At 69.9% G+C, this 11180-nt stretch carries 14 protein-coding genes; 9 read left to right on the plus strand and 5 right to left on the minus strand.

The window, feature by feature from the left end; genetic code table 11:
- Window positions 1-94 precede the first annotated feature (94 nt).
- The gene (mobA, locus tag D7Y13_RS30650) at window positions 95-706 is read left to right on the plus strand and encodes a molybdenum cofactor guanylyltransferase (RefSeq protein WP_120534260.1); all 612 of its coding nucleotides are present in this window, start codon (window positions 95-97) and stop codon (window positions 704-706) included.
- Window positions 707-790: 84 nt separating this feature from the next.
- On the plus strand, window positions 791-1399 hold the full coding sequence (locus tag D7Y13_RS30655; RefSeq protein WP_120630857.1) for a hypothetical protein: 609 nt from the start codon (window positions 791-793) through the stop codon (window positions 1397-1399).
- Window positions 1400-1402: 3 nt separating this feature from the next.
- On the opposite strand, the gene D7Y13_RS30660 is transcribed toward D7Y13_RS30655, so the two are convergent.
- Together D7Y13_RS30660 and D7Y13_RS30665 are read right to left on the minus strand one after the other, a co-directional pair.
- Complete coding sequence (locus tag D7Y13_RS30660) at window positions 1403-2002, minus strand: hypothetical protein (protein WP_120583990.1); 600 nt, start codon at window positions 2000-2002, stop codon at window positions 1403-1405.
- Window positions 2003-2010: 8 nt separating this feature from the next.
- Window positions 2011-3054, minus strand: coding sequence for an AAA family ATPase (locus tag D7Y13_RS30665; RefSeq protein WP_233602158.1), 1044 nt, complete (start codon window positions 3052-3054; stop codon window positions 2011-2013).
- On the opposite strand from D7Y13_RS30665, the gene D7Y13_RS48810 reads away from it, so the two are divergent.
- The 3 genes from D7Y13_RS48810 (at window position 2993) to D7Y13_RS30675 (ending at window position 4484) form a co-directional block, all read left to right on the plus strand.
- Window positions 2993-3121 (plus strand): hypothetical protein, encoded by a 129-nt coding sequence (locus D7Y13_RS48810; RefSeq protein WP_255424439.1) that lies wholly within the window; start codon window positions 2993-2995, stop codon window positions 3119-3121. The genes D7Y13_RS30665 and D7Y13_RS48810 overlap by 62 nt on opposite strands.
- A 259-nt stretch (window positions 3122-3380) precedes the next feature.
- On the plus strand, window positions 3381-3773 hold the full coding sequence (locus tag D7Y13_RS30670; RefSeq protein ID WP_120583989.1) for a response regulator: 393 nt from the start codon (window positions 3381-3383) through the stop codon (window positions 3771-3773).
- A 99-nt stretch (window positions 3774-3872) separates the two neighbouring features.
- Window positions 3873-4484 carry a TIGR02265 family protein gene (locus tag D7Y13_RS30675; protein ID WP_158620383.1) on the plus strand — a complete coding sequence of 204 codons (612 nt, stop codon included), beginning with the start codon at window positions 3873-3875 and terminating at the stop codon, window positions 4482-4484.
- A gap of 7 nt (window positions 4485-4491) precedes the next feature.
- Here the strand turns inward: D7Y13_RS30675 and D7Y13_RS30680 are convergent, their stop codons facing one another.
- The 3 genes from D7Y13_RS30680 to D7Y13_RS45945 all read right to left on the minus strand — a co-directional run bounded on the left by D7Y13_RS30680 (window position 4492) and on the right by D7Y13_RS45945 (window position 6948).
- Window positions 4492-5475, minus strand: coding sequence for a hypothetical protein (locus D7Y13_RS30680; protein ID WP_120583987.1), 984 nt, complete (start codon window positions 5473-5475; stop codon window positions 4492-4494).
- Window positions 5472-6488 carry a radical SAM protein gene (locus tag D7Y13_RS30685; protein WP_120583986.1) on the minus strand — a complete coding sequence of 339 codons (1017 nt, stop codon included), beginning with the start codon at window positions 6486-6488 and terminating at the stop codon, window positions 5472-5474. The genes D7Y13_RS30680 and D7Y13_RS30685 overlap by 4 nt, the downstream gene beginning before the upstream one ends.
- 82 nt (window positions 6489-6570) lie before the next feature.
- Window positions 6571-6948 (minus strand): phage holin family protein, encoded by a 378-nt coding sequence (locus tag D7Y13_RS45945; protein ID WP_158620382.1) that lies wholly within the window; start codon window positions 6946-6948, stop codon window positions 6571-6573.
- A 214-nt stretch (window positions 6949-7162) separates the two neighbouring features.
- Between D7Y13_RS45945 and D7Y13_RS30695 the strand changes: the two genes are divergently transcribed.
- The 4 genes from D7Y13_RS30695 (at window position 7163) to D7Y13_RS30710 (ending at window position 10963) form a co-directional block, all read left to right on the plus strand.
- On the plus strand, window positions 7163-8161 hold the full coding sequence (locus D7Y13_RS30695; RefSeq protein WP_120534268.1) for an SDR family NAD(P)-dependent oxidoreductase: 999 nt from the start codon (window positions 7163-7165) through the stop codon (window positions 8159-8161).
- A gap of 116 nt (window positions 8162-8277) precedes the next feature.
- The gene (locus D7Y13_RS30700; RefSeq protein WP_120534269.1) at window positions 8278-8925 is read left to right on the plus strand and encodes a hypothetical protein; all 648 of its coding nucleotides are present in this window, start codon (window positions 8278-8280) and stop codon (window positions 8923-8925) included.
- 118 nt (window positions 8926-9043) lie between these two features.
- The gene (locus tag D7Y13_RS30705; protein WP_120534270.1) at window positions 9044-9988 is read left to right on the plus strand and encodes a protein kinase domain-containing protein; all 945 of its coding nucleotides are present in this window, start codon (window positions 9044-9046) and stop codon (window positions 9986-9988) included.
- Between the two features lie 93 nt (window positions 9989-10081).
- The gene (locus tag D7Y13_RS30710; RefSeq protein WP_158620381.1) at window positions 10082-10963 is read left to right on the plus strand and encodes an AAA family ATPase; all 882 of its coding nucleotides are present in this window, start codon (window positions 10082-10084) and stop codon (window positions 10961-10963) included.
- Window positions 10964-11180: the final 217 nt, after the last annotated feature.

The following is an 11180-nucleotide window of genomic DNA, read 5'->3' on the forward strand; positions in this document are numbered from 1 at the left end:
CCCTCCCATCCCGGTGAAATCCCGGGAGTGGCGTGCTTCCTTGGAGATTCAAGCAAGCGTGGACGGAGGGAAAGCTGTGTAGCGTTCCGTGGACATGGACGGATCCGCGACCTTTCCCGACGTGACGCTGGCCATCCTGGCCGGAGGGCAGGGGACCCGGCTGGGCGGCGTGGTGAAGGGCCTGCTGACGGTGGAGGGGCGCCCGGTGCTGGAGCGGTTGGTGGGGCTTGGGGCGTCGTTCGGGGACGTGCTGCTGGTGGCGAACGCACCGGCGCCCTATGCGCGCTTCGGACTGCGCACGGTGGCGGACGCGGTGGCGGGCAAGGGCGCACCGGGCGGCGTGCACGCGGCGCTGGGCGCGGCGCGCACGCCGTGGGTGTTCGCGGTGGCGTGCGACATGCCGTTCATCACGCAGGCCGTGGCGCGCGTGGTGCTGGAGGCGCGGGCGGAGGACGTGGACGCGGTGTGCTTCGAGCGCGAGGGACGCTGGGAGCCGTTGCTCGCCGCGTACCGCGCGGAGCTGGTGGCGCGGTGGGGTGACGCGCTGGCGGAAGACCCGTCCCTGCGCCAGGTGCTGTCGCGCTTCCGGACCCGGACGCTGCCCGAAGCCGCGCTGCGCGCCGTGGATCCACGGGCACGCGCGTTGGCGAACGTGAACACGCCGGAGGACCTGGCACGTTACGGCGTGGTGTTGCCGGAGCGGTGAGGAGCGGGCAGGGCATTCGACAGAGTGAGGATGTTGGCTGTCCAGCAGGTTGACGAAGTGGGGGGAAGGATGGACCCTTCCGGGATGACCGGGGACTGGAACATGTGGATCCGCCAGGCATTGGAGGGGCCAGAGGGCGAGCCCTTCCTGCGCCTGCTCAAGGAGCGGCTGCGGTCCGGGAGTCAGGTCGTCGGCGTCCGGTTGGAGAGCCCTGGTGGAGCGCCGGAGTACGTCATCACCCTTTCGCTGCTCAAGCAGTTGTCGGAGATGCGCGTTCCCCACTCGGAGGCGTTCACGGTCTGGTCCTTCGACACAGGGACGCGCATGGTTGACGAGCGGCAGGAACTGGAGCGGTTCGTCCTGCTTCTCAGCGAACGCTTCGCCGCCCTCGCCCGTGAGGCAGGACCCGATGTGCTCGCGTCTGCCCTGGTGAATTACCTTCCCGTGCTGGGTCCTCCGCGTGCCAGTGAGGAAGCACGGCGGAGGATGGGCGCGCGGGGGATGAACAACGCGACGCTGCGCGCAATCACGAAGCTGGAAGCCGTGTTGATGGACGCCGCCCGCTCGCTGGGACGTTCGCTCAAGTACGACGAGGCCACGACAGGTCGAATCCTGGATGGCGCTCTGGCGCAGTGGCTTTCTCGGAAGCCGCGTCCCCTGGATCGGGACGTGCCGAACCCGTCGGCCCCCTGAGCCTCACCAGGTCTTCACCTGGTCGATGAATGTCTGGAAGCTGGGGCGTTGTGCCAGTCTCGTGAGGGCTTCCGGATGCTGGAGCCACTCAAGCGCGATGCGCTTCTGTTCCTGGCTGGAAGGCAGAGGCTTGCCGAAGCAGTCCTTCTTCAGGACGGTTCGTTGGTAGCGCTGCTCCGGAGACGGTTCGGTGAACCGGTGGTTCTTGCTGACGAGGAGCCACGTCTCCAGCGTCTGCACGGGCACGACCACGCAGGAGCGATAGGGGTCCTCGCGCCAGCTTGTGGGAAGGGTGCTGTGCAGCCAGCACACGCGACAGCCGTCAGGATCCGCGCATTCACGAGTGGCATCGTGCTCCGTGAGATGTGGGAGCCCGCGTTTACTGCCTCCGTCGTTGTCGATGGCGACGAGTGCGTGGCGGACGCCCTGCCGCGCGGCTTCCTCCAGGTACAACCCGGCCTGCTTTCGCACATGCCTGCATCCGTTGAACTCGATCTCGCTCTTCCACGCTTGGACGGAGGTGCCGAGGATCCGTTCGAGGAGATAGCGGTAGAGTTCGCCGTCGTAGGCCTGGAACTCACTGGCAATGGCGACCGTGAGCACAGGGACCCTCAAAACGCCGCGCTGAAAGCACCCGTCTCCAGGAGCTCCCCGGGCGGTGCCTGCTGGAGGGCTTCCACCAACTCCGGCACATCGCTCAAACGCTTCACGCGCGTTCCAGTTTCGGAGCGGCGGAAGAGCAGGATGGCTTCGGTTTCGTCGCGGAAGGCGTTGAGAAGGACCGTCGAGTGGGTCGCGATGATGAACTGGCAGCCACGTTCGCGGACGATGTCCTTGAGGAGATCCACCAGCTCACGAAGTCGCTTCGGGTGGATGGACTGCTCGGGCTCCTCGACGCACAGCAGTTGTCCTTTTTCCGCGCTCAGCGCGTGCATGGCCAGCGCGGTGAACGCGAGGACGCCGTCGGAGACATGCTCGGCATCGAACTCCAATCCATCCCTCTGCCGAAACCACAGGCGTTGATGGCCCGGCGTGGGCGCTGGACGGACGAGCACGTCCTTCATTTCGGGCAGGCAGCGGGACAGGAAGCCACTCAGCGCTTCGACCTTCTCCGGCATGGCGCCGCGCCAGAGACCGATGACGGCCGCGAGCCCGCGACCATCCGAGCCGATCTCCGGCTCTGGGATGACTTCGCTGTCGGCCCGCAGTGCGCCAAGCGAGAGCTTGATGAACCGGGTGTTGCGAAAGGGCGCCCACAGGCCGAGGAGCGGGATGGGGGTTGCAACTCCCAGGTTTGACTTGGCGAAGGTGAACGTGTCGCTGTCGCGCCGGATAAGGCCAATGCCTTGGGTATTGGTGCGAATCGTGGCGCCGTTGAAATCGACCTTGTTCCCGGTCGTGTCGAAGGCCTTCTCTTCGACGACGGACAGGTCCGCACCCAGGGTCGCGGAGTACTGAATGCCATCCATCCGCCAGCCGATGATGCAGCGGTTGTTTCCGGAAGGCGGCGTGTGAAGGAGGAAGCCCCCTTCCTGGTTCGCGGCGGTGCTGATGCCGGCCACGAGGCTGTTCTTCAGGAACCGCGCCACGCTCATGAAGTTCGACTTGCCCGAGTTGTTCGGCCCCACGAGCACCGTGATGGGCTCCAGTGGAATGACCTGCTCCTCGCCGAAGCTCTTGAAGTTCTGGAGCGTGATGGACTCGATCATGCCCCGAACCTAGCACCCCCTACTGACAGGGTAAGGCGAGCATCGCACGCCCCGCAGGCCGTAAGGCGCGTCCCCGCGATCGTCAACCCCGGTCCTTCGCGACCTCTTTCGCGACCTCTTTTCGAGAATCAGGACCCGGGGTCAACCGTTGTGAATCTACGTGTCAACGCCACTCCCGCTTTTGCCCGACGACCCCCATATCGTCCGGCGAACGCACGGAGGCCAGACGTCACGAGGAAACTCGAACGTGACAGGAGCGAGTGGAGACCCGTATGCCAGACAGTCCCTCTCTCGTCCTGTTGATCGAGGACGAAGAAGACATTCGCGACGCGGTCAGCACGCTGCTGGAGATGGAGGGCTATCAGGTCGCGCAGTGCGTACATGGTGAGGATGCGTGGGCCTGGCTCAAGGCCAACCCGCCTCCGGCGCTGGTGCTGTTGGACCTGATGATGCCGGTGCTGGATGGCCAGTCCTTTCTCTTACGGTTGTCGAAAGAGCGGATGCTGGAGGGCGTGCCCATCGTCGTGTTGTCCGGCAGCCCCTTCCAGCCTGGGGGCGCGGTGGACTACCTGCGCAAGCCTGTGTCGGTGAAGGAGCTGCTGGAGATGGTGCGCCGCTTGCTGCCCTCTCCGGGACCCGGACCGAAAGGACCTCACACGTCATGAAACATGTGTCGTGGGGACAGATGGGGACTCGCGGTAGGGCGTGACCTGTGGAATGGTCCGGTCCGGCGGACTCCCCCTCTGCCTTTCAAAGGACGAACGATGCCGCGCGGAACACTGGACCTTCCAGAGGACATCGCACGCGACCTGACGGCCCGGCTGGGCGTCACCACCGAGGAGGATACGTCCCGAGGCATGTTCTTCCTCGGCGCCCTGGACGCGGTGCGCTTCCTGGGCGGCGAGAAGGCGGTGGCGAGCATCCTGGAGCAGACGGACGAGACGGCGGACTACGTCGCCACGCAGTCCTATCCGTTCCCCCGCTTCCTGCGTCTGTCCTACGCGGCGGCCTGGCAACTGGCGCCGCTGGTGGGCGACTTCGACGCGGCGATGCGCCAGATTGGCACCCAGGCCATGCTGGACTTCCTCCACTCCATGTTCGCCCGGGAGCTGGTGCAGCAGGCCAGCGGAGACCCGAAGCGGTTGATGGAGGTGATGCAGTCGGGTTACCGGATGGCCCTGAACTTCGGCGAGCGCACCGTGGAGTGGTCGGGCCCGACGGCGGGGCGCATCTCCATGATGCGCACCCTGATGCCGGTGCCCTACACGGAGGGCATCCTGCGCGCGGCCCTGGAAGTCACCGGCGTGCATGACGTGCAGGTGAAGGGCCACGCGCGGTCGCTCGTGGAAGCCGTCTACGACATCTCCTGGAGCTGAAGCGCCCTCACGTCGTGGAGGGCCGCAGCTCCACGATGGCGCCCTCGCGGCGCAGCAGGGCCGCCATCGCCTCCGCGACGCCGGGAGGACGGCGGCGGACCACCGTCGCCGGCAGGCGTTCGTGCAACGTGCGCACCGCGTACTCGGACGTCCGGCGCAGGCCCGCGAGGGTCCGCGTCAGCTCCTTCGTGGGGGTCGCGCCCGCTTCGGTGAGCACCACGTCGTAGAGCGGCTGCTTCAGGGGCGGGACGCAAGGGCGCAGGAAGCCCAGCGGATCCGCGCCGTCGCTCCACGCTTCGGACAGGCTCACGTTGAGCGTGAAGCCATGCTCGCGCGCCAGGGCCTCCACGCCTCGGAAGCCCTCGACCAGTTCGTCGAAGGCCACCCCCAGCGTGAGGTCCGTGCCCGCGTAGGGGTGTCCGGCATGGACCTGCCAGGCGACCCACGGCTCCGCGTAGACGTGCTGCGTGAGGGGACCGTCCTCGGCGTGAAGGGCTTCCACGAGGGCGGCGGCTCGCGCCGGGATGTCCTGTCCGGGCCGACCCGCGAGGGGCACCGACAGCCTGAAGAGGCTGACCACCGGGTGGTGCACGTGCTCCAGCGTCGTCTCCACGCGCCCCCCGTGCGCGTACATCGCCTCGCCGAAGAGGTGCGGCAGGTCCAGCGTGAACGGGTGGTACACGAACACCTGGTGGCCCATGGCCCAGACCTGGGGCAGGTCGGTGAAGGAGTCGTAGGGGCCCATGCCGGAGTCGGTGTCGAAGGGGCGGCCGAGCCCGTGGCGCAGGGCGAGCGCCTCCAGCGGCGAGGGACGCGGCGCATGGCCGAAGCCCTTCTGTTGCCCTTCTTCCGCCCAGGCCGCGTGCGCGGTGGCGGCCTGGGACAGTTCGGCGGCGACCCGAGCGGCGACCTCCGTGTCGTCGAAGGCGCCCACCACGGTGTAGCTGCCGCTGTTGTTGCTGGCGAAGGCGTTCCACACGTGGATCTTCATGAGGGGGCTCCCGACGGGGAAGACAGGCCATGGCCCGGCGTGCGCGCGCAGCCGGGCAGGGTGGACGCGGAGGCAAGCCGGGCGCGCTGGCCGTGCCACACAGTCATCACGTCCTGCGCGGACGTCACGGGGAAGGCGAGGTGGTGGAAGCTGCACGGCATCACCTTGCGATCGGAGGTGAGCACGAGGAACTCGCGGCCCGCGCCGCAGTCCTGCTTGTCGAAGAGGCGGGGGACGTTCTCCAGCCGCTCGCCCCAGCACACGTCGAGCTTGAGCTGGCAGCGCGGCGTGAGCGCCCGTGCGAGCAGGGCCACGCGGCGCGACAGGTCCCGGGCCTGGGCCGCGTCCAGGTGCAGCGCGCGGTCGCGGCCGTTGTAGCTGAGCAGCAGCGCGTCCCGGCACCCCAGGGCGGCCAGCTCCAGCACCACCGTTTCGAGCGAGGGCAGGCGCTCCGGGGTCACGAGGTAGTTGACGCCGAAGCGCGCGCCCGCGTCCGCGAGCCGGCCCACGGTGCGGCGCCAGTCGTTGTCCTCATAGAGCGACACGCGCACCTGGCCGTAGCGGCCCCGCACGGCGGCCAGCCGCTTCGCGGTGAGGGCCAGGCCGTTGGTGGTGAAGCTCACCGCGAGCGGGGTTTCGTCGTACAGCCGGCGCACCAGCGTTTCGAAGTGGGGGAAGGCCCAGGGCTCGCCTCCACCGAAGGCGACCTCCAGCACGCCCGCGTCCGCGAGGCCGGAGAGCACGGCGAACGCGCTGTCCTGCGTCCAGTCGCTCTTCGCCTCCACGTCCCGCGAGCAGAAGGTGCAGGCCAGGTTGCAGCGGTTGGTGATGCCGAACTGGATGGCGCGCGGGGCCCGGGCGCGAAGGTGCGCGGTCTCCTCGCCCTCGCAGCGCACGTTGGTGCCGGTGTCGCGGTCGAACAGCAGCAGCGCCCCGTCCAGTGGGAAGCGGCGCAGGTGCGCGAAGGACGCGGGGACGGGCACGGCGGAAGGGTCGGTCTGGGTGGACGACACGGGGCCTCCAGGGCGCGGGGGCGGACGCGGGCGGCGGCCGGGACCTGACGCTCCAGGGGACCGGGTGTGTCCTGTCGAGACTTCAGGAGAGGGAAGGACGAAGCGCGTCCAGGTCCCGGCGCAGGCTCCTGAAGGGCTTCCCCAACGGCTGCCCGGGAAGCCGGCGCGCGCCCTGCCATCCCAGCACGGCCCCCGCGCCGCCCAGGCCCAGTCCCAGGAACAGGGTGCCGCGCGCGGAGGCCAGCAGGCCCAGCGAGACGGTCAGCGCCGCCGCGCCGCTCAGCGCGAGCAGGGCCCCGCCGCCCAGCAGGGCCGCGGCCTTCATGAGCTGGCGTGCGTCGCGGCGCAGCTCCTCCTTCACCACCTCCGCCTGTGCCTGCCTCCGGCTCTGGTCGATGGCCCGCGACACGAGCCGCTGGGGCGACTCATCCGTCACCGGGCTGGGGGTGTGCTCTGGCATGGCGTGCTCCCAAGGTTTCCAAGTCCCGCGCGCTCCTGGCCCATAAGGGTGGGGCCGTTTTTCTCCAGGTGCACCGGAAGGGCGGCGCGGGACACGCCCCGCCCCCGGCACGCAGGGCGACCGGGCGAGGGAGGGCTGTCCGGACGTCTTCGGACGCTTCGTCATGCCGCCCGGCGCAGGAAGGCCCACCTGATGGGGGGAGGGGCGAACGCCCATGGCACGACACGAGGACTTGAGGGGGCAGGTCGCCATCGTCACCGGCGCGTCGAGCGGCGTGGGCTGGCAGTCCGCGGTGCGGCTGGCGGAGGCCGGGGTGCGGCTGTGCGTCACCGCGCGTCGCCAGTTCGCGCTGGAACAGCTGCGCGCGGAGGTGCTCCAGCGCGGCGGTGAGTGCCTCGTGTGTGAAGGGGACGTGACGGTGCCCGGGGACGTGGAGCGCGTGGTGCGCGAATGCGTGGCGCACTACGGCGGCGTGGACCTGCTCGTGAACGCGGCGGCGGTGCAGTCCTACGGCTACTTCGACCGGCTCCCGTGGGAGCACATCACGCGCGTGTTCGACGTGTCGTGCTTCGGCTACTTCCGCTTCGCGCGCGCGGTGCTGCCGCACTTCCGCCAGCAGGGCCACGGCCACCTGCTCAACATCCAGTCCATGCTGGCGTCGGGCGCGGCGCCGCTGCTGTCGGCGTACTCGGCCGCGAAGCACGCGACGCTGGGGTGGGCGAAGTCGCTGGAGCTGGAGCTGGCGGGCACCGGCATCCACGTGTCCAACGTGCTGGTGCCGTCCGTGTCAACGCCGATGTTCGACCATGCGCCGACGATGCTGCGCCGCAGGCCCGTGCCGGTGCCGCCCACGTACGACGTGGACCTGGTGGCGCGCGCGGTGGTGCGGCTGGCGAAGCGGCCGGGGCGCACGTCGGTGCCGGCGTTCCTCCAGGGGCGGTTGATGCTGGCGCTCGACGCCGTCGCGCCGTGGGTGGGCAAGGCGGTGCTGGGCCGGTTGGGCGCGCGGATGCAGACGACGCGCACGCCGCTGGAGCGGCCCGACGGCAACCTGTTCTCCCCGGTGGCGCAGGGCGTGGGGCCCCGGGGCAGCGTGCCGCCGACCCCCGCGTGGGTGCGTTTCACGGCGACGCTGGGACTGGCGGCGCTCGCGGGCGGCGTGCTGGGCGGGGCGGCCCTGGGGGCCCGGAGCGTGGCCCGCGCCGCGCGCTGATGGCCGCGATCAGGATTCGTGGCGCTGTTCAGCAGATGGAGTTGTGACCCCGGAAGTGTCGGGAAGCGGCAAAACATCCTCGCATCGCGGCGGCCTTTGATTAGAAGGGGCCCCGCATGCGCACCGGGAAGGGTCGGCCGGGCGCGAACGTGAGGGGAAACTCGATGCGTGGAAACAACAAGTGGACGGGCCTGGCGTTGGTGGCGGGTCTCGCGGTGTCGGCGAACGCGGTGGCGGCGGAAGCGCCCAGCCTGAACAGCGATCCCGGCAAGGCGTCGGACTTCGGTCAGCCGGGCCAGCTGGTCATCAGCCAGGATGCGTCCGGCTTCCTGGGCTACAACACCGGCAACGAAATCTTCCAGATCAACCTGGAGCCGGCGGCGGACTACTTCCTCCAGCAGAACCTGTCGGTGGGCGCGGCCGCGCAGCTGGCGCTGGGCTTCGGTGACTCCACCGTGGTGGGGCTCGGCGTGCTGGGTCGCGTGGGCTACAACCTGCCCCTGAACGAGCGCGTGTCGTTCTGGCCCAAGCTGGGCTTCGGCATCCACTTCGGGCACATCCCCGACAACAGCGACGTGTCCTTCGTGCTGGACATCTACGCGCCCGTCCTCTTCCACGTCACCAACCACTTCTTCGTCGGCGCGGGTCCCCAGGTGCGCGCGCTCATCAGCGACCAGGGTTTCAGCTTCGGCAGCAGCCAGGGCAACTTCTCCGGCAACGACGTGACGCTCGGCATCTCCACGACGGTCGGCGGCTACTTCTAGTCCCCGTGGCTCTTCCGGCACCCTGGCCGCGTGCCCGGGTGTCGGAGGAGGCAGGACCCGTGGCGTCGGGACGGGTGGGTTGACGTCCCAGGTTGGATGTGTTGGGTTGGAGGTCGTCATGTCCGTGCTTCCGTTCGCTTCCCGGCTGCCCGCGTTCGCGCCCATCCATCCGTTGGGGCGGGGACCGCTGGGGGAGTGGGTGTCCCTGGTGTGGCCGCTGGAGCAGGGTCAGCGGGGGGAGCACCCGCTGGTGGTGAAGACGTACCTGCTGGCGTCGGGGCTGGGTCCGGAGACGCGGCTTCCGCTGGAGGAGGCGCTGACGCAGGCGGTGCCGCTGCGGCATCCCGGCATCGCGCGGCTGCACGGCTTCCAGGTGGACGCGCGCGACACGTTGACGGTGGTGTCGGACTACGTCCCCGGCTGTTCGCTGGCCACGGCGCGCAGGCGCGTGGCGGGGCGGGGTGCCCGGCTGTCGGAAGCGTTCGTGTGTCACGTGGGCGCGGAGGTCGCGGGCGCGTTGCATGCCGCGCATGTGACGCGGGTGGTGCACGGGGACGTGCGCGCCAATCGCATCCGGCTGGGGCCCCGGGGTGAGGTGACGCTGACGGACTTCGGGTTGCGTCCCGCGTGCCGGTTGTTGCGGCGCTTCGCATCGCCGATCCGGCCGGATGAGGTCGCACCGCCGCCGGTTCCGGAGGAAGCGGTGGACGCACCGCTGGAGGCGCACGCGGACCTGCGCGCGCTGGGGCGGGTGTTGCTGGAATTGGTCACGGGCCGCGCCGCTGTTTCGGCTCCCGCGGAGGTGGAGGCGGGGTTGCGTGAGCTGTCACCCGCGCCCCGGGAGGTGCTGGGCCGGCTGCTCTTCGACGCGCCCCGGCAGGAGGACACGGGCGCGCGGCTCCAGGCGGACCTGCGCGCGTGTTGTCACGCGGGCGCGGAGGTGGTGCGGGAGGTGGCGGCGTTGCCGGGCGCGGGGCCGCTGTCGCCGGTGGATGTGTACGTGGGGGCGGCGTCGGTGATGACGGCGTCGGTGCCCGTGCGGGCGCGCGCGCTGAAGTCCTGAGCGGGTGCCTTCCTGCCATCCCCGGGAGCATGCGACCGGGGGGCCCGTGTGGGCATGGACGTCCCCTGGGGGGAGCCCGTTAGGCTCCCGGGAGTGATTTCATCCGTCCACTTCGAGCACTTCCGGTGTTTGCTTGGCGTGAAGCTCGCGCTGGAGCCGTTGACCGTCCTGGTGGGGCCCACGGCCTCCGGGAAGAGCGCCGTGCTGGAGGGCCTGCAGCACCAGCTCGCGTACGAGCCCACCGACTTCTGGCGCCTGGATGATTCACGGCCCCTCTCCATCGAGTGGACGTACGCGCACGGCGACCGCACGCGCGTGGTGTATCCGTTCAACGTGATGGACACGCTGCCGGGGCAGGGGCACTCCACGCAGCAGCTGGCGCTGAGCATGGAGGCGCTGCGCGCGGGAGGCTCGTCCGCGAAGGCCACCTGGCTGGAGCGCAAGGGCGGCAACCTTGCGAGCGTCTTCGCGGCGCTGCCCATGTCCACGCGCGAGGTCATCTCCCAGGAGCTGGCGCGGCGCGTGCCATCGCTGTCCGAGGTGGATGTGGCGCGCGACCTGGAGGACCGCTCCTTCCGCCTGCGCTTCCGCGACCGCTGGAGTCCGGACGTGTGGTTCGGCTCCGAGCATGTGTCGGACGGGGTGCTGTGGTTGCTGGCGTTCCTGCTGTTGCCGTATCAGCGGCCGCTGCCGGAGCTGCTCACGTTGGATGAGCCGGAGCGCGCGCTGCATCCGGGGCTGGTGCGCGAGGTGCTGGAGTTGCTGCGCGCGATGACGCGCGGCGAGTCCACCGGAGGGCAGCCCGTGCAGGTGGTGCTGTCCACGCATTCGCCGGACCTGCTGGAGCAGGTGCGTCCGGAAGAGGTGCGCCTGCTGTCGCGGGAGCCTTCCAACGGCTCCGTGCGCGTGCGCCAGGTGCCGGCCCCCGCGCTCCACTGGCGGCGCGAGTGCCGGGAGCTGCTGGAGTCGCTGTAGCTGTCCACCAGCGCACGGCGCCCGCGCCCCGAGTGACCGCGGGGTGACGCTCCACGCGGTGGGATGACGGTTGTGTGCCTGGCTCGGTGGGCCACTCCTAACGTGGGCCCCTTCGCCCACCATGCCCGTCCTCCTGCTTCCCCTCCTGCTGTCCCTGGCGTGCGCGCCGCTCGCGTACGTCGCGGGCAGGTGGCGTCCGGGGGCGGCGGCCTGGGTG

The sequence above is a fragment of the Corallococcus praedator genome, from assembly GCF_003612125.1.
GTDB lineage: Bacteria > Myxococcota > Myxococcia > Myxococcales > Myxococcaceae > Corallococcus > Corallococcus praedator.

Coding starts and splice junctions, on each gene's coding strand:
- mobA (WP_120534260.1), top strand. CDS start 95: ATGGACGGATCCGCGACCTTTCCCGACGTGACGCTGGCCATCCTGGCC.
- D7Y13_RS30655 (WP_120630857.1), top strand. CDS start 791: ATGACCGGGGACTGGAACATGTGGATCCGCCAGGCATTGGAGGGGCCA.
- D7Y13_RS48810 (WP_255424439.1), top strand. CDS start 2,993: ATGAAGTTCGACTTGCCCGAGTTGTTCGGCCCCACGAGCACCGTGATG.
- D7Y13_RS30670 (WP_120583989.1), top strand. CDS start 3,381: ATGCCAGACAGTCCCTCTCTCGTCCTGTTGATCGAGGACGAAGAAGAC.
- D7Y13_RS30675 (WP_158620383.1), top strand. CDS start 3,873: ATGCCGCGCGGAACACTGGACCTTCCAGAGGACATCGCACGCGACCTG.
- D7Y13_RS30680 (WP_120583987.1), bottom strand. CDS start 5,475: ATGAAGATCCACGTGTGGAACGCCTTCGCCAGCAACAACAGCGGCAGC.
- D7Y13_RS45945 (WP_158620382.1), bottom strand. CDS start 6,948: ATGCCAGAGCACACCCCCAGCCCGGTGACGGATGAGTCGCCCCAGCGG.
- D7Y13_RS30695 (WP_120534268.1), top strand. CDS start 7,163: ATGGCACGACACGAGGACTTGAGGGGGCAGGTCGCCATCGTCACCGGC.
- D7Y13_RS30700 (WP_120534269.1), top strand. CDS start 8,278: ATGCGCACCGGGAAGGGTCGGCCGGGCGCGAACGTGAGGGGAAACTCG.
- D7Y13_RS30705 (WP_120534270.1), top strand. CDS start 9,044: ATGTCCGTGCTTCCGTTCGCTTCCCGGCTGCCCGCGTTCGCGCCCATC.